Annotated in this window: 20 protein-coding genes; 7 read left to right on the top strand and 13 right to left on the bottom strand. The window is 67.2% G+C overall.

Annotated elements, in window-relative coordinates:
• Positions 1-23: 23 nt before the first annotated feature.
• Genes APY03_RS21350 through APY03_RS21320 form a run of 7 tightly spaced genes read right to left on the bottom strand, consistent with a single transcriptional unit; the run spans position 24 to position 7,880 of the window.
• Positions 24-770: a carboxymuconolactone decarboxylase family protein gene (locus tag APY03_RS21350; protein WP_068679776.1), complete on the bottom strand. Its 747-nt coding sequence runs from the start codon at positions 768-770 to the stop codon at positions 24-26.
• Positions 767-1,990, bottom strand: coding sequence for an SDR family oxidoreductase (locus tag APY03_RS21345; RefSeq protein ID WP_068679774.1), 1,224 nt, complete (start codon positions 1,988-1,990; stop codon positions 767-769). Before APY03_RS21345 ends, APY03_RS21350 begins: the two co-directional genes overlap by 4 nt.
• Positions 1,991-2,007: 17 nt before the next feature.
• Positions 2,008-2,766, bottom strand: coding sequence for an SDR family NAD(P)-dependent oxidoreductase (locus tag APY03_RS21340; RefSeq protein WP_068679772.1), 759 nt, complete (start codon positions 2,764-2,766; stop codon positions 2,008-2,010).
• A gap of 16 nt (positions 2,767-2,782) precedes the next feature.
• Positions 2,783-3,751: an acyl-CoA dehydrogenase family protein gene (locus APY03_RS21335; RefSeq protein WP_068679770.1), complete on the bottom strand. Its 969-nt coding sequence runs from the start codon at positions 3,749-3,751 to the stop codon at positions 2,783-2,785.
• A 1-nt stretch (position 3,752) separates the two neighbouring features.
• A complete protein-coding gene (locus APY03_RS21330; RefSeq protein ID WP_068679768.1) occupies positions 3,753-4,955 on the bottom strand; it encodes an acyl-CoA dehydrogenase family protein in 1,203 nt (400 codons plus the stop codon).
• Positions 4,956-4,963: 8 nt separating this feature from the next.
• Complete coding sequence (locus tag APY03_RS21325; RefSeq protein WP_102905828.1) at positions 4,964-7,105, bottom strand: acetate--CoA ligase family protein; 2,142 nt, start codon at positions 7,103-7,105, stop codon at positions 4,964-4,966.
• Positions 7,106-7,109: 4 nt separating this feature from the next.
• Positions 7,110-7,880: an enoyl-CoA hydratase/isomerase family protein gene (locus tag APY03_RS21320; protein ID WP_068679766.1), complete on the bottom strand. Its 771-nt coding sequence runs from the start codon at positions 7,878-7,880 to the stop codon at positions 7,110-7,112.
• Positions 7,881-8,169: 289 nt separating this feature from the next.
• Here APY03_RS21320 and APY03_RS21315 point away from each other — a divergent pair, with 289 nt between their 5' ends.
• Positions 8,170-9,051 carry an SMP-30/gluconolactonase/LRE family protein gene (locus APY03_RS21315; RefSeq protein WP_068679760.1) on the top strand — a complete coding sequence of 294 codons (882 nt, stop codon included), beginning with the start codon at positions 8,170-8,172 and terminating at the stop codon, positions 9,049-9,051.
• A 9-nt stretch (positions 9,052-9,060) separates the two neighbouring features.
• Here APY03_RS21315 and APY03_RS21310 read toward each other — a convergent pair whose 3' ends face one another.
• Positions 9,061-10,017, bottom strand: coding sequence for a LysR family transcriptional regulator (locus APY03_RS21310; RefSeq protein WP_068679753.1), 957 nt, complete (start codon positions 10,015-10,017; stop codon positions 9,061-9,063).
• A 122-nt stretch (positions 10,018-10,139) separates the two neighbouring features.
• Between APY03_RS21310 and APY03_RS21305 the strand changes: the two genes are divergently transcribed.
• The 6 genes from APY03_RS21305 (at position 10,140) to APY03_RS21280 (ending at position 15,675) form a co-directional block, all read left to right on the top strand.
• Positions 10,140-11,219 (top strand): LLM class flavin-dependent oxidoreductase, encoded by a 1,080-nt coding sequence (locus APY03_RS21305; protein WP_068679746.1) that lies wholly within the window; start codon positions 10,140-10,142, stop codon positions 11,217-11,219.
• A 40-nt stretch (positions 11,220-11,259) separates the two neighbouring features.
• On the top strand, positions 11,260-12,246 hold the full coding sequence (locus APY03_RS21300; RefSeq protein ID WP_068679744.1) for a Bug family tripartite tricarboxylate transporter substrate binding protein: 987 nt from the start codon (positions 11,260-11,262) through the stop codon (positions 12,244-12,246).
• Positions 12,247-12,454: 208 nt separating this feature from the next.
• The gene (locus APY03_RS21295) at positions 12,455-13,522 is read left to right on the top strand and encodes an LLM class flavin-dependent oxidoreductase (protein ID WP_068679742.1); all 1,068 of its coding nucleotides are present in this window, start codon (positions 12,455-12,457) and stop codon (positions 13,520-13,522) included.
• A gap of 13 nt (positions 13,523-13,535) precedes the next feature.
• Complete coding sequence (locus APY03_RS21290; RefSeq protein ID WP_068679740.1) at positions 13,536-14,321, top strand: SDR family NAD(P)-dependent oxidoreductase; 786 nt, start codon at positions 13,536-13,538, stop codon at positions 14,319-14,321.
• An 8-nt stretch (positions 14,322-14,329) separates the two neighbouring features.
• Positions 14,330-14,698 carry a VOC family protein gene (locus APY03_RS21285; protein WP_068679738.1) on the top strand — a complete coding sequence of 123 codons (369 nt, stop codon included), beginning with the start codon at positions 14,330-14,332 and terminating at the stop codon, positions 14,696-14,698.
• Complete coding sequence (locus APY03_RS21280; RefSeq protein WP_068679736.1) at positions 14,695-15,675, top strand: flavin reductase; 981 nt, start codon at positions 14,695-14,697, stop codon at positions 15,673-15,675. The genes APY03_RS21285 and APY03_RS21280 overlap by 4 nt, the downstream gene beginning before the upstream one ends.
• A gap of 41 nt (positions 15,676-15,716) precedes the next feature.
• Here the strand turns inward: APY03_RS21280 and APY03_RS21275 are convergent, their stop codons facing one another.
• From APY03_RS21275 to APY03_RS44265, 5 genes are all read right to left on the bottom strand, one after another.
• Positions 15,717-16,079 (bottom strand): hypothetical protein, encoded by a 363-nt coding sequence (locus APY03_RS21275; RefSeq protein ID WP_146039376.1) that lies wholly within the window; start codon positions 16,077-16,079, stop codon positions 15,717-15,719.
• Positions 16,080-16,180: 101 nt separating this feature from the next.
• Entirely contained in the window at positions 16,181-16,912 is a 732-nt protein-coding gene (locus APY03_RS21270) for a hypothetical protein (RefSeq protein WP_146039375.1), read from the bottom strand.
• Position 16,913: 1 nt separating this feature from the next.
• Complete coding sequence (locus tag APY03_RS21265; RefSeq protein ID WP_068679730.1) at positions 16,914-20,042, bottom strand: efflux RND transporter permease subunit; 3,129 nt, start codon at positions 20,040-20,042, stop codon at positions 16,914-16,916.
• On the bottom strand, positions 20,042-21,196 hold the full coding sequence (locus APY03_RS21260) for an efflux RND transporter periplasmic adaptor subunit (protein ID WP_068679728.1): 1,155 nt from the start codon (positions 21,194-21,196) through the stop codon (positions 20,042-20,044). Before APY03_RS21260 ends, APY03_RS21265 begins: the two co-directional genes overlap by 1 nt.
• Positions 21,197-21,201: 5 nt before the next feature.
• On the bottom strand, positions 21,202-21,721 hold a 520-nt coding region (locus APY03_RS44265; RefSeq protein ID WP_232324363.1), incomplete at its 5' end, for a TolC family protein.

Genomic DNA, 21,721 nt, shown 5'->3' with positions numbered 1-21,721 from the left:
TGTTCGACGGCACCCGCGGCACCTCACGCGCTGGCCTGGGTTTGCCGGAATACATTCGTCCCGAGTGCAGTGCCATGCACGGCCAGGTGGCCGCCCAACTGGATGGCCTGGAGCAGCTCGGCCGGCGTCAGGTCTTGAGACAGCGCCGTGGCGACGATCTGCCGTATGGCGTCCGGGTTGAAAGCCGTGAAGCACGCGTGCAATGCCAGCTGGACCAGGCTGCGCTCCGCCTGGGTCAGGCCCGCACCGGGGCGACCTCGCTCGACAAAGTCGAGTAGCACCTCGGCGTAGCCGGGGTCGAGCCGCGCGACGGAGGCCAGGGCCAGGGCGTGCGCGGGACCAAGCCTGTCGATGCGGGCCTGGAGTTCCTCGTCGATCGCCGCCACTGCGCTCGAGCCGGCGAACTCGGCCAGGATGTCGGTGGCCTGGCACACGCTGGCGACGCCTTGCACGGCAACGAGGTGCAGCACATCGAAAATGTCGGCCTGGGTGGCGCCCACCTCGAGTGCCCGCTTCATGTGGGTGTGCAGGCCCGCCTCGAAAAGATGGGAGGAGGAAGAATCGAGCGCCACATAGATGAGCTCCACCATGCGCTGCGTCAGTGGCCCGCTGCGCGCGGGGTAGCCCGCATAGCGCGCGTATTGCTGCACGAATGCGGGGCAGGCCTGCAGCATGGTCTCGGTCCAGGGGCGCCAGTAGCCGCGCTCCGCGATGAAGGAATCCTTGATCTGCGCACGCGCAGGATCGGTCACGTCGGCTGGTGTTTTCATCGCGACTCCTGTGGCGTTGGGCCTCGGCAGGCAAGCGTCTGGCCCGTCAGGTACTGGGCAGCAGATCCGCAGACGAAACGCAGCAGCGGGTGCAATGCCGCCGGGTCCACACCCCTTGGCACTTCCAGCGCATTGATGCGCAATGCTCGGCTGCCCCACTCGCAGGCGAGGGTCGAGACCAGCATGCGTGCCGCGGCGGCATCACCGGCGTCTTGCCAACGATCGGCCTTTTCGGCGGGCAGCAGCACAGTCAGGCTGGCCTGTTCCGCGTAGCGCGCTGCAAAGCGCGCGGCGGCAGCATGCACCGCCTGAAACAGGCATCCCGAAGCACCGTGCAGCGGCGAAACGTCGAGGCAGGCTGCATAGTGGGGGGCCGCCGCGGGCGCTTGCGCCACGGCTTGCCATGGTGCGGCTTCTGCGCCGCAGACTTCCAGTTGCACCGGCATGTCCAGAGGCTGCGGGTCCAGGGTGGCTGGCGCGAACGGCTGACTGCCGCCGTAGACGGAAGAGCCGCCATTCACCGCGAGCATCTGGCCACTCAGCGGTTGCGCTCCGGCGCTGGCCAGGAAGTACAGTGCCTGCGCCATTTCCTCCGGCGCTGCCATGCGGCCGAGCGGGATCTTCGCCACTGCGCTCTCGGGCTTGAGCCGACCGGCCTGGATCAGTCCGTCCACCAATTCGGTCCGGACGAAACCCGGAGCAAGCACCGTCACGCACCAATCGGGCCGTGCCTTCGCCAGGGCCAAAGTCTGGGCGATGAGTCCCGCCTTGCTCGGGCTGTAGGCGCCACGCCATGGGATGGCATGCAGGCCGGCGCCGGACGCCACGTTGACGATGCGTGCGCCCGGCTTGAGCAGATGGGCACACGCATCGACCACGGCCGCCGGCGCTGCGAGATTGAGCGCGAGCAGACGACCGATCTGCGCCTGGCCTTGCTCTGCCAGCGGCGTGTTGGACGTGTCGGACATGCCCGCGTTGTTGATGATGGCGTCCAGCCCGGGCGTGCCTTCTCCGAGCGATGCGATCTGCTGCGGGTCGGTCAGGTCGATCGTGCGCAGCCCATGAGCGGCCGAGGCAGGGGAGGGCAGGCTTTGGCCCAATGAACGCAAGGCCCGCTCGTTGTTGTCGACCAGCACGCATTGCCAGCCTGCGCCGGCGAAGAGCCGTGCGGTGTCGCGTCCGATGCCGGACGCAGCACCGGTGATCAGAACCGAGGACATGCGCAGTCCCGGGGAGATCAGATGTTGGTCAGCGTGATGCCGCCATCCACCGTCAGCGACTGCGCCGTGATGAAGCCCGCGTCATCGCTGGCCAGGAAGCAGATGCTGCGTGCGATGTCTTCCACGGTGCCCAGCCGGCCCAGCGGCGTGCGGGCAATGCGATTGGCATCGCGCTCGGCGTTGCGGTTGCGCTGTGTGCCTTCGGTGGGAACCGCCGACGGGCACACGGCATTGACGCGGATGTTGCGCGCACCCAGTTCTGCTGCCGCGGCGCGGGTGATGCCCAGGATGCCCGCCTTGATGCCGGAATAGACCACCGAGTTCGCGGCAGAGCGCAAGGCCGCGACCGACGCCACGTTCACGATCGAGCCACCGCGCTGCGGGTCCATCACCGCCACGGCCTCCTGCAGGCTCCAGATCACGGACTTGAAGCCCACGTCCAGCATGCGATCCACGGTCTCCGGCATGATTTCGGGGATGGCCTGGTAGCGCACCCAGGCCGCGTTGTTGACCAGGATGTCGAAGCGCTTGCCTTGCTCGTACGAGCGCTGGATGGCTTCGCGAATGCCTTCGCGGCTGGCGATGTTCAGCGCGATGCCGATGGCTTGCCCGCCCCGGGACTTGATGTCCTCCACCACGGGCGTGACCAGTTCCTCCTTGAGATCGTTCACGCAGACGATCGCACCGCGAGCGGCCATCTGGAAGGCTGTTTCGCGGCCGATGCCGGCGCCTGCGCCGGTGATGAGGGCCACACGGCCGAGCAGATCCTGACTCATATGGGTATTCCTTGGTTCATACAGACCGGATGAAGTCCCGGCCGACCTGGCTGGCAAGTGCGCCCGAGCCGAATGCGGCGTCGAACTTCCGTACTTCGCGCAGGGCGTAGTGCAAGGGCACCTCCCAGGTGAAGCCCATGCCGCCATGCAGGTGGATGGACTTTTCCAGCACGAAGGCCGCACTGGCCAGGGCATGGGCCAGCACGGGTTGGGGGCTGCGCACGCTGCCGTATTCGTCCGTGCCGAGCACGCGCTCGATGCCCGCATTGGAGGCTTCCTGCAGCAGGCGCATGCGCGCCAGCAGGTGGCGCACGGCCTGCTTGGCCGACAGGGGGCGTCCGAACTGCACGCGGGTCGACATGTACTCGGCCGTGGTGACCAGGGCGGCTTCGGCAGCACCGTTGACGAAGCCGGCGATCAGGATCTGGCCGTTGCGCTGCAGTGCTGCAAAGGTCGCGGCATCCAGCTCGGCCAGCACCTGGGCGCTGTCCAGCGCCAGCCACGATTGAGGGCTTTCCGGGTCCAGCGCGCCGTCGTCCTGGATTTGGACGGAGCTCAGGTCCAGCAGGGCGCCGCCGCCCTGGCCGTCGGCCACCAGGACCCAGTCACTGTCCTTGGCGCAGCGAGCCTGCCCCGCCCATCGGTCCTGAAGACTGCCTTGCAAGGCCCATGTGGCGACGCGTGCGCCGCTGGCCAGTTCGGCAGCCAGGGGAGAGTCCCCCAGCGCCTTGGCGATCAGGATGGTTTCGAGCAGCGGCCACCGCAAGCGCAGCTTGCCCGCTTCGGCCGCGATGGGCAGGGCGAACTCGATGCCCAGCCCCAGCCCCAGCCCCCCGGCATCTTCCTGGGCGCACACCCCGCACAGCCCCGCATTGGCGAGCACCTGGGCAGCCTCGCGGAAGTTGCGAGTCTGCGCATCGGAGATCGCCTCGGCTGCGGCCTGGGCAAATTCCTCGGGCTTGAGATCGTTGTCTGATGTTGGCATCTCAAAGGTCCTTCGGCAAATTCATGATGCGTTGCGCAATGATGTCCAGCTGCACTTCGGTGGTGCCGGCGTAGATCGTTTCGGCGCGTGCGTACAGGTAGCCCGTGGTGAAGGCCTTGCGGGCGCGTTGCGCCAACGCACTGGAGCGCGGGTTCACCTGCGACACGACGGACAGCGCCAAGCCCATGAAGGCCTGGTGGCACTCCGACCAGAAGAGCTTGGTCAGCGAGCCACGGGCACCGATCTTGTCGCCCGCCATCATCTGGTTCACCGTGCGCTCGACCAGGCCCTTGAGCGCGTCGATCTCGCCCACCACATCGCCGATGCGGCGCTGGTAGTAACCGTCGTCCAGCAACTTCGACAGTTGCGGGTCGGACTTGCACGCGGCAATGAGCTGGCGCAGTTCGCATTCGAAACGCCACGCCCGGTACATGCGGTTGGTGGCGCGCTCGATCGACAACACGCGGATGGCGGCATTCCAGCCCTCGTCCGGTGCGCCGAGGCGCGCACTGTCGGGCACCTCCACGTTGTCGAAGAAGACTTCGGCAAAGGATTCCTTGCCGTCGATCGACTTGATGGGCACCACCCGGATGCCGGGCGTGTCCATGGGCACCGCGAACATCAACAGCCCACGGTGCTTGTCGGCGACCGTTCCGGTGCGGGTGAGGAGCAGGCAGTAGTGCGCCTTGGCAGCACCGCTGGTCCAGATCTTCTGCCCGTTGATGCGCCACGTGTCGCCCTCCTGCACGGCCCTGGTACGCAGGCGCGCCAGGTCGGAGCCGGCGTCGGGCTCGGAGAAGCCCTGGCACCAGTAGTCGCGCATGGAGAGGATTCGCGGCAGGAACAACTGCTTCTGTTCTTCCGTGCCCACGGTCTGGATGATGGGCCCCGCCAGTTCCTTGCCGATCGAGCTCACGCTCTCCGGCATGGCCAGCGCGCCCACTTCCTTGTTGACGGCCAGGTGCTCCCGCAGAGTCAGCCCCAGGCCGCCGTAGGCCTTGGGCCATGTCATGCCCGCCAGGCCCGCGTCGTACATGGACGCCTCCCAGTCGCGGCACTCGTCCAGCGTGGGCGTGCGGTAGTGGATGCTGTCCGCACGCATGTGCTCGGGCAGATGGGCGCGCAGCCACTGGCGCGCGTACTGGCGGTAGACGGCCGGGCCTGCTGCAGCGTCCGGAATGGCCGGGTTCTTTTCCATGTGCATGAGGGGCTTCAATGTGCAGGGCTGTTGCGGGTGGTCGGAACCATCAGGGCATCGAGGACGAGGACGCCCTCGCCCTCGGGCTTGACCAGGATGGGGTTCATGTCGATTTCGGCTACGTCTTCGGCATGGCGGCACGCGAACTCCGAAAGCCGGGCCACCGTGCGGGCAGCGGCGGCCACGTCGGCCTTGGGCTGGCCACGGGCGCCGTCAAGCAGCGCGAACATCCTGAGGCCGCGGATCATCCGCAGGGCTTCGTCCTCGGAGACGGGTGCCACCTGCACCGCGACATCCTTGAGGATCTCGGCATGGATGCCGCCCAGCCCCACCATGACGACGGGGCCGAACACGGGATCGCGCGAGACGCCGGCGATCAGCTCCACGCCGCCGCTGACCATCGGGGCCACCAGCATGCCATCCAGCCGCGCCTGCGGTGCATGCTTGGCGGCATTGGCCATGAGGCGGTCGTACGCTTGGCGCACGGCATCGTCGTCCTGCAGGTTCAGCGCCACGCCGCCGATCTCGGTCTTGTGGGCGATGTCTTCCGACGCGATCTTGAGGACCACGGGGTAGCCGATGGCCTGCGCGCTGCGCACGGCATCGTCGGCCGAAGCCACCACCTCCTCGCGCGGCACGCTGATGCCCGCAGCCGCCAGTGCCTTCTTGGCATGGAACTCGTTGCGGAACACGGCCGGATCGACCTTGTCGACCGGGCCACCATAGGCAGGGGCGGTGGGCAGGGTGGTGAGCCGGCCGAGCCTGACCAGGCCTGCCAGGCCCCTGGCTGCCGCTGGAATGCCGGGGAACACCGGAATGCCCAGCGCATTGATCTCGGCGACCGCATCGGGCGGGCCCTGGCTGATGAGGATCAGCAGGCGGTCGGGGTGGCTGGCGCGGATCTTCGACAGCGCCTCCAGGTACACGCCGCGCAGGCGGGGGTTGTACAGCGACAGCGCCAGCAGCAGCACCAGCGTTCCGCCGTTCTCGTCGTTCTGCAGCGCCGTCAGCATCTTCAGCAGGATGTCCGGCCTTGCGGACATCTGGGCCGACGCATCCACCGGGTTGCTGGTGCCGGCCGTCGGCACGGCCTCGCGGATCAGGGCCTTGGTCGTGTCGGCGAGCTGCGGCAGCGTCATGCCGGCTTCCACCATCGCATCGGCCATCATGATTCCGAATCCGCCGGAAGCAGCCACCAGCGTCACCGCATCCGTGGCGGGCAGCCGCGCCGGACCCAGGAGGGCAACGGCGTGGCCGACCTCGAGCAGCTCTTCGAACGAACGCACGCGCAGCACGCCATAGCGGCGGAAGACGGCATCGAACACCGCGTCGGAACCCATCAGCGCGCCGGTGTGCGAGGCAGCGGCCGCCTGGCCTTGCTCGGTGGCGCCGATCTTGAGAACGATCACCGGCTTGTGCTGCCGGCGCGCCATGTCGAGCGCCTCGACCAGGCGTGCGGCATTGCGGCAGGTTTCCATGCAGCACAGGATGATGCGCGTGCCGGGATCGTGCGCCAGTGCGGCAATGCCGTCGGCCACATCCACGTCGGCCTCGTTGCCGGTGGCGATGAAGCGGCTCACGCCGAGGCCGCGATCGGCCATGTTGCGCATGGTGAAGCTGCCGATGTTGCCCGACTGCGAGACGATGCCCACCTGCCCGGCAGGCGGCATGCCTTGTTCCAGCGCAATGGAGAAAGAGCCCACCAGCCTGTCCACGACGTTGACCGCGCCCAGGCAGTTCGGCCCCAGCAGCCGCATGCCGTGGTTGCGCGCCACCCGCACCAGCTCGGCCTGCAGGGCCGCGCCATCGGGGCCGGCCTCGGCAAAGCCCGTGGACAGCACGATCACGCCGCGCACGCCGCGATCGGCACAGTCGCGCACGGCTTGCAGCGTGGCGCCGGCGGGCACGGCCACGATCGCCATCTCCGGCGCCGTGGGCGTGTCCAGGATGGAGGCGTAGGCCTGGAGGCCCTGGATCGTGCCGCCCTTGGGGTTGATGGGATAGATGGCGCCGGCATAGCCGTACTTGAGCAGCAGCTGGACTGGTCGGCCGCCGATCTTCGTGATGTCGTCGGAAGCGCCGATCACGGCCACGCCGTCGGCCTTGAAGAAGGCGTCCAGCCCGGCGCCCGGGGATGCTTGAACCTGGGTCAACATGTGCTCAGCGCCCTTTGAAAACGGGTGCGCGCTTCTCGAGGAAGGCCATGCGCGCCTCGCGGGCGTCTTCGGTCTTCGACAGGGCCATGGTGAACTCCTGCTCGAAGCGATAGGCGTCGCGCTGCGGCATCACGTCCACCATGTTGGCTGCACGCTTGGCGTAGGCGATGGCCAGCGGTGCCTTGGAGGCGATCTCGCGGGCCAGTGCCATCGTTACGGGCAGCAGGTCCTTTTCGGACAGCACCTCTTCGATCACGTTGCGCTTGAGCAGGTCGTGCGCGCTCAAGCGCTGGCCCGTGAAGAACATGCGGCGCAAGGTGGAGCGGCCGAACAAGGTCTTGAGCATGGAGGCGCCGCCCGCCAGGCCCACGTTGATCTCGGGCATGCCCACGGTGGCGTTCTCCGAGGCATACAGGATGTCGCAGGCGGCGGCCAAGCCGAAGCCTGCGCCCAATGCCGCACCATTGATGGCGGCAATCACGGGCTTGGCACACTCGCGAATGGCGTTTCCGGTTTCGCGGGTGATGCGGTTGTGCTCGAGAAAGTCGCCGGCGATCTCGGCGCTGGGGCGGTCTTTCAGGTCGGCGCCCGCACAGAACACGTCGCCGGCGCCGGTCAGCACCGCGCAGCGGATGTCCTCGCGTTCGGAGATGGCGTCGAACGTGGCCACCAGCCGGCGCCGCATGTCGCGGCTCAGCGCGTTGACGGGCTTGCGGTCCATGGTGACCAGACCCACGCCGTCAGAAACTTCCAAACGAACCCATTCATCACTCATACACCACCTCTAAAAGAAGCCAGCTTGGCTGCGGCAGAATTGCTCGATCGATTATAGAAATGGCGTTCAAATCCATTTCCGATCAATCTGAGAGAGTGTTCTGCGAAAAATGAAGCATTCGTCCGTTGGTGGGTGGGTGCCGGGTTGCTACCATCGCCGGACTTCAAAATCAGACGACGATGCTCCGCGTGCTTCATGCCAACGTTTGGTTTTGCCTGATTTCAATCGGTCTTTCATCCGTGCACGCAAATCAATGATCTGGCTTGCGAATTAAAAGGGCACTGCAAAAATGGAAATTCAGCGCCTGGGCAATTTGAAAACGGCATTGGGCGAGTGCCCGGTGTGGCATGGAGCGCAACTGTGGCTGCTGGACTGCCGCAAGGGCCTCATCCATGCGCTGGACCCGGGCACGGGCCAGGAGACGGCGCGCCATGAAGCGCCGGCACCCCTGGGCTCCTTTGCGTTCAACGGCGATGGGCTCGACTGCATCGTGCTGGCGCTGAAGGACGAAATTGCAACGCTCGACCTTCGCACCGGGCAATTGCGCACGCTGGCGCGGATCGAGGCGAGCAGTCCCCATTTGCGGCTGAACGACGGCATTTCGCTGGCCGACGGCAGCTTCGTGGTCGGCACCATGCATGTGTTTCGTGCGCCCGATGAGCCACCCCTGGGCGGCCTGTACCGGCTGGATACGCGGTTGCACCTGCACAAGCTCGACGATGGGCTGGGGATCGTCAACGGACCCTGCGTGAATCCGGTGAGCGGGCGCCTGCACGTCGCCGACAGCGCCGCCAGGGTCATCTATTCGTACGCGTTCGCGGCAGGCGGAACGCTGGCGGACAAGCAGGTCTTCGTCCGAACCGCGGTGCATGACTCCGGGCCGGATGGCTGCGCCTTCGACAGCGAGGGCGGGCTATGGACTGCCCTGGTGCGCACGGGGGAATTGGCGCGTTTCGACATGGAGGGGCGGCTCACCCACAAGATCGACCTCCCGGTGGCCCTCCCGAGCGCCTTGTGCTTCGGCGGGCCGGAGATGACCGACCTGTTCGTCACCAGTATCAGCGACAGTGGCCGGCTGAGCGCATCGGGTCCCTTGGACGGAGCCGTGCTCAAAGTGACCGGCCTGGGCTTTCGCGGGTCAGCGCGGCCCGTATGCCGCATGCCGCCATAGGCCGCGCGGCTAGGCTTCGGGCGCCGAACCGAGTCCCGCGGCCTTGCCATGAGCCGCAAAGCGCAGCTCGGGCCCCGCCACGTGTTCGGCAACGAAATCCAGGAAAAGCCTGATCTTTGCGGGAATGATCGGGGTGTCCAGGATGGTGGCGTACATGCCTTCATCGAAGCCCTTGTTGCTGATGCGATAGTCGGTCAGCACCCTGACGAGCCGGCCCGCACGGATGTCGTTGTGCACCGTGTAGTCATCCAGCAGCACCAGCCCTTCGCCCAGGCGGGCGAGTTCCAGCAGGGCCACGCCGTTGTTGCTGACATGGCGGGGCTTGAAGGCGATTTCGGTGAGCCGCTCCTCCTGCTTGAAGAGCCAGGTGTATTCGTTGCCGGGCAACTCGTAGGCCAGGCAGTCATGCTCCAGGATGCCTTCGGGTGCCTGCAAGCGGGGCTTGCCGGCCAGGTAGGCGGGGGTTGCCGCAAGATGGCGTTCGCTCTGGAAAAGCATGCGGCGCTTCACGCCGGCCTCCACCGGCGGGGAGATGCGGAAGTCGATGTCGAACTGGTTGCGCCGCAGGTCCACGGCGGCCTCGGTCAGCGTGAGTTCGATGTGGATCTCCGGGTAGAGCTTGCGGAAAGCAGCGATCAGCGGCGGCAATACGCCCAGGCCGAACATCACCCGCGAATGCACACGCAGCAGACCCTGCGGCGCGGTGCTGATCGCCGTGATGTTGGCCTGGAGTTCGTTGATGCGCCACAGGATGCCTTCCAGCTGGCGCGCATATTCCTGGCCGGACTCGGTCAGGGCGACCTGGCGGGTGGAGCGCAGCAGGAGCTTGACCTTCAGTTCCTCCTCGATGTCGGTGATCATGCGGGACACCCCCGTGGCCGATATGCCGAAGCGTCGCGCCGTCTCCGAGAAATTCCGCGTCTGGGAGATCGATAGAAACAGCTCCATGGCCCGCAATCTATCCATGAGTCCTCCGGTTTGCGCAGTTCAGATCTGCAGTTTTTGCCATAGTCGATCCTGTTTGTCTATCTAGAATTTAGCACCACCTTTGCGGTGCTCGGCTGATGCTAATTTTGCGGGGATGTTTTATGGAATTCGGCGTATTTATTCTGGCCCAGCAACGGGGCTATCATCAGGCCTCGCAGCAGGTCATCGACAATTCAATCCAGCAAACCATCGCGGCGGAACAGGCGGGATTTCACAATGCCTGGTATGCGGAGCACCACTTCAACAATTACTCGCTGTCTCCGTCTCCGCTGATGATGGTGGCCCACATGGCGGGCAAGACGCAGCGCATTCGCCTCGGGACCGCCGTCTGCATCCTGCCGCTCTACAAACCCGCACGTTTCCTGGCCGAGGTCGGCTTCGTGGACACGGTTTCCGGCGGGCGGCTGGACCTGGGAGTGGGTTCGGGCTACCAGGAATTCGAATTCGCACGATTCGGCGTGAAGCTTGCGGAATCGGGCGCGATCTACAACGAGTTCCTGGACATCCTGAACAAGGGACTGACCCAGAAGATCTTCGAGTACGAGGGCCAGTTCCTCAAGATGCCGCCCAGCTCCATTGCGGTGCGCTGTGTGCAGGACCCGATGCCGCCTGTTTGGATCACCTCGGGCAACCCGGTCTCGCTGGGTCGCGGCGTGCGCGAGAACCACAACCTGTTCGTGACCGCGCTGCTCAAGGGCAACGAGGGTATCCAGGAGCTGCGCGATCGCCTGGTGAAGGTGGCCAGTGACAACGGCAAGGACCTGGATCGCGATGTCAAGTTCGGCTTCCTGCGCTGTGCCTACGCCTCCGACAACAACGCGGAGATCGATGCCTACCTGGATTGCGCGCGCTTCCAGCGCCGCATCTCCGAGAGCCTGAAGTTCCGCCGCTCGCAGTCCGACGACGGCTACATGATCAAGGAGGTTCCCTCCGAGACCGACCCCACGATGGAGCAACTGCGCAGGAACCTGCCCGTCGGCTCGGTCAACCAGGTGATCGACAAGATGCTGGAAGAAATCAGCATCCTGCGCCCCAAGCACATCGCGCTGCAGACCCAGCTGGGCGACTTCGACCAGAAGACCATGCTCAAGCAGATCGCTCTCTGGGGCGAAAGAATCATTCCCGCCATCAACAAGGAGCTGGAACGCAACCAGCCCAAAGCTCGCGCGCTCGCTGCGTAGGCGGTCCTTCACTACCACGCAGCCAATACAAGGAGACCTCATGATCCACACCCCCCTCAATCGACGCACTGTCCTGCTCGGCGGCATGCTGCTCGGCGCTGGTGTCAGCGCCTTTGCCAACACGGGCAGCTGGCCTGCGCGCCCCATCCGCCTGGTGGTTGCCGGTTCGGCCGGCGCAGGCGGCGATACCTTTGCCCGCCTGATCGCGGAGCCCCTGTCGAAGGTGCTGAAGCAGCCGGTGGTGGTGGAGCCCAAGGCCGGCGCCAATGGCCTGATCGCTTGCGACACCGTGGCCAAGGCGGCGGGCGATGGCTACACACTGCTGTTTGCGCCGTCGTCTGCCATCCTCATCAACCCGGTGATCCACCCCAAGCTTCCGTACGACGCCGAAAAGGACCTGGTCCCGATCACGCAGGTGGGCGCGGCGGGCATCTTGCTGGTGGCGAACCCGAGCATGGGTTTCAAGAACCTCGCGGACATGGTGGCCTATGCCAAGGCCAACCCCGGCAAGCTCGCCTATGGCTCCTGGGGCACCGGCTCGTCCGGCCACCTGGCCATGGAAGGCATCAAGGCGCACTACGGGCTCGACATGCCCCATGCGCCGTACAAGACGCTCGTCACTGAAGTGACCGACCTGATCGCCAACAACATCAGCGTCGGCTTCACGGACATCCAGTCGCCCATTCCGCACATGAAGAATGGCCGGCTGGTGGGACTGGGCCAGACGGGGTCTCAACGCTGGCCTGCCACGCAGGACCTGCCCACGCTGTCGGAGCAGGGATACAAGTTCGAGGCGGACGGCTGGTACGGCGTGTTCGCCCCTGCAGGAACGCCCGTGGAAATCATCGATCGGCTCAACGCGGAGATCAACCGCTTGCAGAAGACCGACGAGGTGCGGCAGAAGATCGAAGGGCAGAACATGATCGTTCCCCCGGCGCGATCCGCCAGGCAGTTCGCGGAATCGATCAAGAAGGACGCCGCCATCTGGCAGGGACTGGCGAAAACAACAGGCCTGAAGGACAAGTAGGCGGCAGGGCGCTCGCGCCGCTCGGAAAGACAGACCGGGGCCCACAGGCTCCGGTCTTTTTTCTTGGCGCGCAGCGATGAGAGCCCGCAGCGCGACGGTATCCCGCACTTTTCTGCAGGACTGAACCACGCTCCTTCCATATTCCCGAAGGACGAGTCCAACCGCAGAATTCCCTCATCGCACATCCACCCATCGACTCGGAGAAAACATGGAATTCGGCGTATTCATCCTCGCGCAGCAACGTGGCTATCACCAGAGTTCGCAGCAAGTCATCCAGAACTCGATCGAGCAGACCGTGGTGGCCGAGCAGGCCGGCTTCAACACGGCCTGGTATGCCGAGCATCACTTCAACAACTACTCGCTCTCGCCGTCGCCGCTGATGATGATCGCGCACATGGCGGCCAGGACCCAGCGCATCCGGCTGGGCTCTGCCGTCTGCATTCTTCCGCTGTACCACCCCGCGCGCTTCCTGGCCGAAGTGGGCTTCGTGGACACGGTGTCGAATGGTCGCCTGGAACTCGGCATCGGCTCGGGCTACCAGGAGTTCGAGTTCGAACGCTTCGGCGTGAAGATCGAGGACTCGGGCGCGATCTACAACGAGTTCCTGGACATCATTCCCAAGGGCCTGACCCAGAAGATCGTGGAATACGACGGCAAGTTTCTCAAGCTGCCGCCCAGCTCCATCGCCGTGCGCCCTTTGCAGGACCCGATGCCTCCGCTGTGGATCACCTCGGGCAACCCCGTGACGCTGGGGCGCGGCGTGCGCGAAGGCCACAACCTCTTCGTAACGGCACTTCTCAATGGCACGGACGCCATCGTGTCCCTGCGCGACCGCCTGGAAAAGGTGGCGCAGGACAACGGCGCCGATCTCGATGACGACGTGAAGTTCGGCTTCCTGCGCTGTGCGTTTGCCTCCGACAAGCAGTCCGAGATCGACGCCTACCTGGACAACGCGCGCTTCCAGCGCCGCATCTCGGAAAGCCTCAAGTTCCGCCGTGCGCAGTCCGACGATGGGTACATGGTCAAGGAAGTGCCGTCGCCGACCGACCCGAGCTTCGAGCAACTGCGCAAGAACCTGCCGGTGGGTTCGGTCAACCAGGTGATCGACAAGATGCTGGAAGAGATCAGCATCCTGCGCCCCAAGCACATTGCCCTGCAGACGCAGCTGGGCGACGTCGACCAGGAGACCATGCTGCGCCAGATCGAGCTGTGGGGCGAGAAGATCATCCCGGCCATCCGCAAGGAAGTCGAGTCGATGAACGCCGTGGCGGCCTGAAGCACTGTCACCGATGTCTTCTACCAACCCTTTCGACAGCCATGCCCTGGAAGGCAAGGTGGCCGTCGTCACCGGCGCCGCCGGAGGTCTCGGCCTCGCCATCTGCGAGCACCTTCGCGCCATCGGTGCGCAGGTGGTCCACGTCGACATCAGCTATCCGGCCGCGCCCGCCGAAGCCAATGGCGGCCTGGTCGTGCACTGCGATATCTCGGACCCCGCTTCGATCGCAGAGATGGCCGGGCTGACGCGTTCTCGCTTCGGTCGCTGCGACGTGCTGGTGAACAACGCAGCCATCACCTCGTCGCCCGTGGCCCTCGAGGACTTTCCGATCGACTTGTGGGACCGCATCTTCCATGTGAACCTTCGCGGCGCCTTGCTGTGCGCGCAGGCATTGGTGCCGATGATGTTCGACCAGGAGGCCGGCAGCATCGTCAACGTGGCGTCGATCGCGGCGCAGGTGTCCACACGGGTCGGTGCCTACGGGCCGACCAAGGCCGCCATGCGGGCGCTGACCCATCAGATGGCCGTGGAATGGGGGCCGCGCGGCATTCGTGCGAACTCCGTCAGCCCCGGCATGATCCGCACGCCGTTGTCGGAAGTGCATTACCGCGACGAGGCGGTGCTGAAGACCCGCACCTCCAGGATTCCTGCTCGGCGCATCGGCGTCCCTGCGGACATCGCAGGCGCCGTCTCGTTCCTGGCGAGCGATGCATCCACGTACATCAACGGGCAGGACATCGTGGTCGATGGCGGCTTCCTGAAAGCCTCCCTGGCCAACGTCTACAACAACGCACCGTGAGCCACACCATGGAATCGCCAAAGCGCCTGCAGAATGTGTTCGTGGTGGCCGAGCGGCCGGCCGAACTCCATGCCTTCTACGAATCGGCACTGGGGCTGCAGCTCAAGTTCCGCGACAAGGATCGTTGGATCCAGTACGGGGTGGGCAACACCAGCGTCGCCCTGGCTTGCCGCGAAGAAGCGCTGCCTGCGACGAGCGGCGTCGTCATGGTGTTCGAAGTGGACGACATCGCCGCCACCGCCGAGCGTGTGGCAGCGGCGGGCGGCGAGGTACTCGGCACGCGGGACATGGGCTCGCACGGCGCGGTGCTGTCGCTGCGCGACCCCGAGGGCAACATCGTTCAACTCTTCATGCGCCAGGGGACGAAGACACCATGAGCCATCCGACGCCGCATCTCGATGCCATCGAGCCCAAGCTTTTTCGCCAGTTGCTGGGGTGTTTTCCGACGGGGGTGGCCGTCATCACGACCAATGCCGCCGACGGGAGGCCTGCCGGGCTGACCTGCAACTCGTTCAGCTCGGTCTCGCTCGAGCCGCCCCTGGTGCTCTTCAGCCTGCGCAAGGCGAGCAGCCTGCTGCGCGCGTTCGTGGAGGCTGATACCTTTGCCATCAACATCCTGTCGCAGAGCCAGGACGTGCTGTCCGCCCGGTTTGCATCGAGCAAGGTCGCCGACAAGTTCGAGGGCGTGGCCTGGCGTCCGGGTCCGCTCGGGACACCGCTCATCGACGACTGCCTTGCCAGCTTCGAATGCCGTGTGCATGCGCGCCACGAGGCCGGCGACCACGAGATCTTCATCGGCGAGGTGAAGCACATGACCACCGGTTCGGCCGACCATGCGCTGGTGTTCTACAAGGGCGCCTACATGATGCTGGCCGAGTCGCTGCGCAAGCTGGTGCTCGGGGGACAACTCGGCACGGCCGACATCGACGAGGCCTACCGAGCGCTCTACGGCACTCTGCTTCGGCTGGCCTGCGAGCGGGCCTCCGATGCGGAGGTGGACGTGATCGAAGCCGCCGCGGACGAGATCGAGCAGCACCAGGGCAAGGACGCGCTTGCGCAGCGCATCGAGGCCACGGCGCGCTTCTTCTCGTCGATTGCCCTGGCCGGTCACAACGAGGCCCTGCGGCTCATGGCGCAGACGATGACCACCGTGCTGCGCGAGCGGATGACTCACGTGATCCCCGCGCGGCCGAGGCCCGAGGCGTTTCCGCTTCGGCGAAAGGTCGTGCAATGCCTGCGGGCCCGCGATGCGGAAGGCGCGGTCAGTGCGCTGGACGAGCTGATCGCGACCTTGCGCAAGGACAGTGGCGTGCACGACGAGGCGGCCGTCGTGCCGGCGCCGGCCGAAGGCTGAATCGCCAATTGCCCGGTGCGGTGAATGGGCGCGGGCCCGCGCTACCGCTGCGGCGCCCCCTGGCCGGCCGGCCGCACGATGGTGGCGCGGCCGTCCCCTGAGGTAACGGCGTCCGAACCGCTCGAGGGAGCGGCGCCGGGCGGTGCCACGATCGTGGCGCGTCCGTCCGCCGAGGGCTGGGGCACCTCGGCCGGCGGACCGCCGCGCGCGCGGTCGAGCGCCGTGCCTGCGGCACGGATGCAGGCTTCGCGCGCCGGTGCGGCGAGGGTGCCGTTGTTGCACGCCGCGATCTCGCGCTCGTAGCGCTGCTGGAGTGCGTCGGGGGCCGGCTGGGCCGGCGCGGCAAAGGGCGCTGCCAGGCCGGCGCAAAGGAAGAAGGAACGGGGCAGCTGGGAAGGCTTCACGGTGTTCTCCGTCACAAGGCTCCCACAGCATTGCATGGGGCGCGGCCCGACATTGTGCGCGGCTGCAGCGAAGGCGGGTAGGCGAAGGGCGTGCTGCCGAGCTAGCGCGGCCGGTGCGGCGCCGCGTACCAGCGCCACAGCCCCGCGACGACCAGCAGCGTGCCCAGCCATTGCAGCCAACGCGGCCACGCCGGCGCCCGGCGCAAGACCTCCAGGTCGCGCACGAACAGGGTCTCGCACGCGCCGTTGCCGGTGTCCTCGCGCGTCAGCGAAGTGCCGCGGGTGAAGGCAAAGCCCGCGTCGTGGCTGTAGCTCGCGAGCTGGCCGCGCAAGCGAACCTGGTCGCCGACGCGCACTCCGCGAAGGCGCCGCGCGACCGCCGCGCTGTCGGTCAGCAGGTGATTGTTGGACAGGGACCGGAGGTACTCCGGCCGCCACACCGAGGCGTCCTCGCTGCTCACGTAGCACACGAACTGGCCACTCGAGAAGGACATCTTTTCGTAGGCGCCGTCGGCGGCATTGGCGCCCCAGATCAGGCAGAGGTCCACCACGTTGAGGTGGTCGTTGCTCGCCGCGTGAATCCAGTCCCACCAGGCGTCGGCGTCATGCCGGCTGACGACCAGCCCGGCGATGTCGTAGTCGGCGACCGGTGCGATCCGATAGTCGACGCCGCCGACGTGCGTGGCGAAGGCCGGCTCTGCGACCGCTGTCTGGAGCGGCTCCGTATGCATCGCCGGCAGAAGCAGGGGGCGTGCGGGCAGGCGCCCGTCGAACGCGAAGCCGAGCCCCAGGGTGGCCGCGCCCAGCAGCAGGAGCGTTCGTGCTGCGGACACCTCAGTGAGCGGCCGGCTGTTCGCGCGCAAGCGGCGGCGGACCCTCCGGCGCATCGGCCGGGTCGGGCCGGCGCCCGCGGATGCGCGCCACCATCCGATGCAGCCAGTGCTCGATGTCGTCCACGTAGGTGAACACGGCCGGCACCACCAGCAGGCTCAGCACCGTGGAGGTGATCAGCCCGCCGATCACCGCCATTGCCATCGGCGCGCGGAAGCTGGAGTCGGCCGCGCTCCATCCGAAGGCGATGGGCGCCATGCCCGCGCCCATGGCCAGCGTGGTCATGATGATCGGCCGCGCGCGCTTGTGGCACGCGTCGCGCAGCGCCTCCCAGCGCGTCATGCCGTGGTCGCGGCGCGCCACGATCGCGTACTCCACCAGCAGGATCGAGTTCTTGGTGGCCACGCCCATCAGCATGATGAAGCCAATCATCGACGGCATCGACAGCGCCTGCTGCCCCAGCAGCAGGCCGATGAAGGCCCCGCCCAGCGCCAGCGGCAACGCGCACAGGATGGTGACCGGATGCAGGAAGTCCTTGAAGAGCAGCACCAGCACGATGTAGATGCACAGCACGCCGGTCAGCATTGCCAGGCCGAAGCTGGCGAACAGCTCGCTCATCATTTCGGCATCGCCCACCTCCGCCACGCGCACGCCGGGCGGCAGGTTGCGCACCGAGGGCAGGGCCTCCACCGCCTTCTTGGCGTCGCCGAGGCCGACGCCCGAGAGCTCGATCTCGAAGTTGACGTTGCGCGAGCGGTCGTAGCGGTCGATCACCGCCGGGCCGCCTTCCATCGTGAGGGTGGCGACCTGGCTCAGCATCACCGGGCCGCGCGCACCGGGGACGGTCAGGCGTTCCAGCAGCGACAGGTCCTGCCGCGCCGAGTCCTCCAGCTTCACCACGATCGGCACCTGGCGCTGCGCCAGATTGAGCTTGGCCAGCGCCTGGTCGTAGTCGCCCAGCGTGGCCACGCGCAGGGTCTCGGCAATGGCCGAGCTGGTGACGCCCAGGTCGGCCGCGCGGGCGAAGTCGGGCCGCACCGCGATCTCGGGCCGGATCAGGCTGGCGGTGGAGGTGATGTTGCCCAGGCCGGGGATGGTGCGCAGGTCCTTCTCGACCGCGCGCGCCGCGGCCGTGAGCGCGTGCGGCTCCTCGCCGGTCAGCACCAGGATGTACTTCTCGCCCGAGCCGCCGAGGCCGACGGTCGTGCGCACGCCGGGCAGGGTTTCGAGCGTCTTGCGGATGTTGTTCTCGATGCCCTGCTTGCGCGGGCGGTCGCCGCGGTCGGCCAGCTTGATGGTGAGCGTGGCCTTGCGCGTCTCCGGCGTGCCGAAACTGGCGAAGGGATCGCCGCCCGCGCTGCCGCCGCCCACGGTGGTGTAGACGCTCTTCACGTGCTCCACGGCCATCACCCGCTGCCGGGTCTCCTCGGCCATGGCCAGCGTCTGGGCCAGTGTCGCGCCCGGCGGCAGCGAGAGGTAGACCTGCGTCTGCGAGTTGTCGTCGGCCGGGATGAAGCCGGTCTTGAGCAGCGGGATCATCGCGAGCGAGCCGAAGAAGAAGAGGGTGGCCAGCACCATGGTGGTAAAGCGGTGCCGCAGGCTGCGCTCGGCCAGCCGCATGTAGAAGCTGAGCCAGCGCGGCTCCTTCTCGGCGCCGACCAGCGGCTTCAGGATGTAGGCGGCCATCATCGGCGTGAGCATCCGCGCCACCACCAGCGAGGCGAAGACCGCGAGCGAGGCGGTCCAGCCGAACTGCTTGAAGAACTTGCCGGCCACGCCGCTCATGAAGGCGGTGGGCAGGAACACCGCGATCAGCGTGAAGGTGGTGGCGATCACCGCCAGGCCGATCTCGTCGGCCGCCTCCATCGCCGCCTGGTAGGGCGTCTTGCCCATGCGAAGGTGGCGCACGATGTTCTCCACCTCCACGATCGCGTCGTCCACCAGGATGCCGACCACCAGCGACAGCGCCAGCAGCGTGACGACGTTGATCGAGAAGCCCAGCAGGTACATGCCGATGAAGGCGGGGATGGCCGACATCGGCAGCGCGACGGCGGAGACGAAGGTGGCGCGCCAGTCGCGCAGGAACAGCCAGACCACGATCACCGCCAGCAGGGCGCCTTCGTAGAGCAGGTGCAGCGAGCCGTCGTATTCCTCCTGCACCGGATCGACGAAGTTGAAGGCCTCGGTGAGCTGGATGTCGGGATGCTGCGCACGCAGCTCGGCCAGCGCCTTCTGCACCGCGCCGCCGACCTCGACCTCGCTCGCGCCGCGGCTGCGCGCGACCTCGAAGCCGACCACCGGCTTTCCGTCGAGCAGGGCAGCGGCGCGCGGCTCGGCAATGGTGTCGGAGACGCGCGCCACCTGGTCGAGCCGGATGCTGCGGCCGTCCGACAGCGGGATCTGCATGTCGCGCAGCTCCTCGGCCGAGCGCACGGTGGCCAGCGTGCGCACCGGCTGCTCGCTGCCGCCCAGGTCGGTGCGCCCGCCGGCGCTCTCGGTCTGCACCTGGCGCAGCTGGCGCGAGATGTCGGCCGCGGTGGCCCCGAGCGATTGCAGCCGGCCCGGGTCGAGGTCGACGTGAACCTGCCGCGTGACGCCGCCCACCCGGTTCACCGCGCCCACGCCGCTGATGGCCAGCAGCTTCTTGGTGACGGTGTCGTCGACGAACCAGCTCAGCGCCTCCGGGTCCATGCGCGAGGAGGCGATGGTGAAGGCCAGCACTGGCTGGGCCGCGAAGTCCAGCTTGTTGATGACCGGGTCGCGCACGTCCGCCGGCAGGTCGGCGCGCACGCGCTGCACCGCCGAGCGTACGTCGTCGACCGCTTCCTGCACCGGCTTCTCGAGCCGGAACTCGACGATCATCGTGGCCGCGCCGTCCTGCACCTTGGTCGTGATGTGCTTGAGGCCCTGGACGGTGGCGATCGAGTTCTCGATCTTGCGCGCCACGTCGTTCTCGAGCTGCGAGGGCGCAGCGCCGGGCAGCGAGACCGAGACGGTCACCGTGGGCAGGTCGATGTCGGGAAAGTTCTGCACCTTCATCGCGTTGAAGGACAGCAGCCCGGCGAAGGTGAGCAGCACGAACAGCATCACCGCGGGGATGGGGTTTCGGATGGACCAGGCGGAGACGTTCATCAGGGCGCACTCCGCTTCGCCGGCAGCGCATCCACCACCCGCACCAGGTCGCCGTCGTTCAGGAAGCCGGCGCCCTGGACCACGATGCGCGCGTCGTCCGGCAGCTTGGTGGTGATCTCGACGCGGTCGCCCACGCGGCGGCCGGTCTCGACCTTCAGTTGCGCGACCCGGTTGTCGGGCTGCAGCACAAGCAGGTGGTTGAAGCCGTCGCGCGGCACGACGGCCGCCTGCGGCACGGTCAGCGCGCTGCTGCGGCCGAGTTGGAACTCGCCGCGCGCGAACATGCCGGCCTTGACGGCGTTCGTCTGCTGGACGCCGGGGATGTCGACGTAGACCAGCGCATTGCGGGTCTGCGGATCCACGGTCGGCGCAATGCTGCGCACCTTGCCGTCGACCTGGGCGCCGCTGGCGCTGGTGATCACGGCCGGGGTGCCGACGGCGACGCGAGCCAGCTCGGCCGAGGTCACCTCCGCGCGCCACTCGAGACGGCCCTGGCGGATCAGCCGGAACAGCTCTGTGCCGGCGCCGAGCACGCTGCCCACGGTGGCGGTGCGCGACGAGATCACGCCGTCGTCGGGCGCCAGCACCTGGGTGTTGCGGCCGCGCACCTGTTGCGCGGCCAGCACGGCCTCGGCCGCCGCGACGCGCGCCTTCGCGGTCTGCTCCGCCGTCTGGTACTGGTTGATCTGCTGCTGGCTGAGCGCGCCGGTCGCCTGCAGGGTACGGGCGCGCGCGGCGTTGCCGGCGGCGTCGGCAGCGGTCGCCCTGGCCTCGGCCAGCGCGGCGCGGGCCTGCGCCACATCGGCTTGCACGGTCTCCTGCGAGAAGGTGGCGAGCACCTGGCCCTTCTTGACCACATCGCCCACGTTGACGCGGACTTCGGCCAGGCGCAGGCCTGTGGATTCGGAGCCGATGCTCGCTTCCTGCCACGCGGCAACGTTGCCGTTGGCGGCCAGCGTGATGGTGAGCTCGCTGGTTTCCGGCTTGGCCACCGTCACGGTGAGCGCGGGCCGCGGCTGGGCGGCGGCTTCCTTGGGCTTGCCAGCGGCCTGTTCGGCCGGCTTGCCGCGCGAGAACATGAAGGCCGCTGCCGCGAGCAGCAGCGCCAGCACGGCCACGATGACGAGGAGGGTGGAACGCTTCATTCTGGTCATAAGAGCTAGTTCGCTGGCTTCGCGATCGAAGAGGTGCTTGTCGTTTCGGTCCCCGGGCGCGACCAGCCGCCGCCGCTGGTGCGGTAGAGCGCAACCCATGCCTCGGCGCGCTCCCGCTGCAGCGAGACGCGCGCGGTCTGCGCCGCGAACAGGGTGCGGCGCGAGTCCTCCAGCTCGAACAGGCTGGCCAGCCCGCTCTGGTAGCGCGCGCTGGTGGCGTCGAAGGAAGCCTGGTAGTTCTGCACCGCGGCGTCGGCGTCGCCGGCGCGCTGGTCGGTGCTCTGCAGGTTGATCAGCGCCTCCTCGACCTCGCGTACCGCCTGGCGCACGTTGCCGCGGTAGAGCGCGACGGCTTCGTCGTAGCGGGCCCGCGCGGCGTCCACATTGGCGGCCAGGGTGCCGCCGTCGAAGATCGGCACGGACAGCGCCACCGGGCCGATGCTCCAGGTGTCGACCGTCTCCCGCAAGCCGCTGGTGCGGAACTGCAGCCGGCCGATGGAGCCCTGCAGGGTCAGGCGCGGGAAG

Origin of the sequence: Variovorax sp. WDL1, from assembly GCF_001541225.1 — a bacterium.
In the GTDB taxonomy this organism is placed as follows: Bacteria; Pseudomonadota; Gammaproteobacteria; order Burkholderiales; family Burkholderiaceae_C; genus Variovorax.
This window is presented reverse-complemented; position numbering and strand designations above follow the sequence as displayed.

Bases quoted from the DNA above. Each gene is read 5' to 3' on its own strand.
- APY03_RS21350 (WP_068679776.1), bottom strand. From the start codon at position 770: ATGAAAACACCAGCCGACGTGACCGATCCTGCGCGTGCGCAGATCAAG.
- APY03_RS21345 (WP_068679774.1), bottom strand. From the start codon at position 1,990: ATGTCCTCGGTTCTGATCACCGGTGCTGCGTCCGGCATCGGACGCGAC.
- APY03_RS21340 (WP_068679772.1), bottom strand. From the start codon at position 2,766: ATGAGTCAGGATCTGCTCGGCCGTGTGGCCCTCATCACCGGCGCAGGC.
- APY03_RS21335 (WP_068679770.1), bottom strand. From the start codon at position 3,751: ATGCCAACATCAGACAACGATCTCAAGCCCGAGGAATTTGCCCAGGCC.
- APY03_RS21330 (WP_068679768.1), bottom strand. From the start codon at position 4,955: ATGCACATGGAAAAGAACCCGGCCATTCCGGACGCTGCAGCAGGCCCG.
- APY03_RS21325 (WP_102905828.1), bottom strand. From the start codon at position 7,105: ATGTTGACCCAGGTTCAAGCATCCCCGGGCGCCGGGCTGGACGCCTTC.
- APY03_RS21320 (WP_068679766.1), bottom strand. From the start codon at position 7,880: ATGAGTGATGAATGGGTTCGTTTGGAAGTTTCTGACGGCGTGGGTCTG.
- APY03_RS21315 (WP_068679760.1), top strand. From the start codon at position 8,170: ATGGAAATTCAGCGCCTGGGCAATTTGAAAACGGCATTGGGCGAGTGC.
- APY03_RS21310 (WP_068679753.1), bottom strand. From the start codon at position 10,017: ATGGATAGATTGCGGGCCATGGAGCTGTTTCTATCGATCTCCCAGACG.
- APY03_RS21305 (WP_068679746.1), top strand. From the start codon at position 10,140: ATGGAATTCGGCGTATTTATTCTGGCCCAGCAACGGGGCTATCATCAG.
- APY03_RS21300 (WP_068679744.1), top strand. From the start codon at position 11,260: ATGATCCACACCCCCCTCAATCGACGCACTGTCCTGCTCGGCGGCATG.
- APY03_RS21295 (WP_068679742.1), top strand. From the start codon at position 12,455: ATGGAATTCGGCGTATTCATCCTCGCGCAGCAACGTGGCTATCACCAG.
- APY03_RS21290 (WP_068679740.1), top strand. From the start codon at position 13,536: ATGTCTTCTACCAACCCTTTCGACAGCCATGCCCTGGAAGGCAAGGTG.
- APY03_RS21285 (WP_068679738.1), top strand. From the start codon at position 14,330: ATGGAATCGCCAAAGCGCCTGCAGAATGTGTTCGTGGTGGCCGAGCGG.
- APY03_RS21280 (WP_068679736.1), top strand. From the start codon at position 14,695: ATGAGCCATCCGACGCCGCATCTCGATGCCATCGAGCCCAAGCTTTTT.
- APY03_RS21265 (WP_068679730.1), bottom strand. From the start codon at position 20,042: ATGAACGTCTCCGCCTGGTCCATCCGAAACCCCATCCCCGCGGTGATG.
- APY03_RS21260 (WP_068679728.1), bottom strand. From the start codon at position 21,196: ATGACCAGAATGAAGCGTTCCACCCTCCTCGTCATCGTGGCCGTGCTG.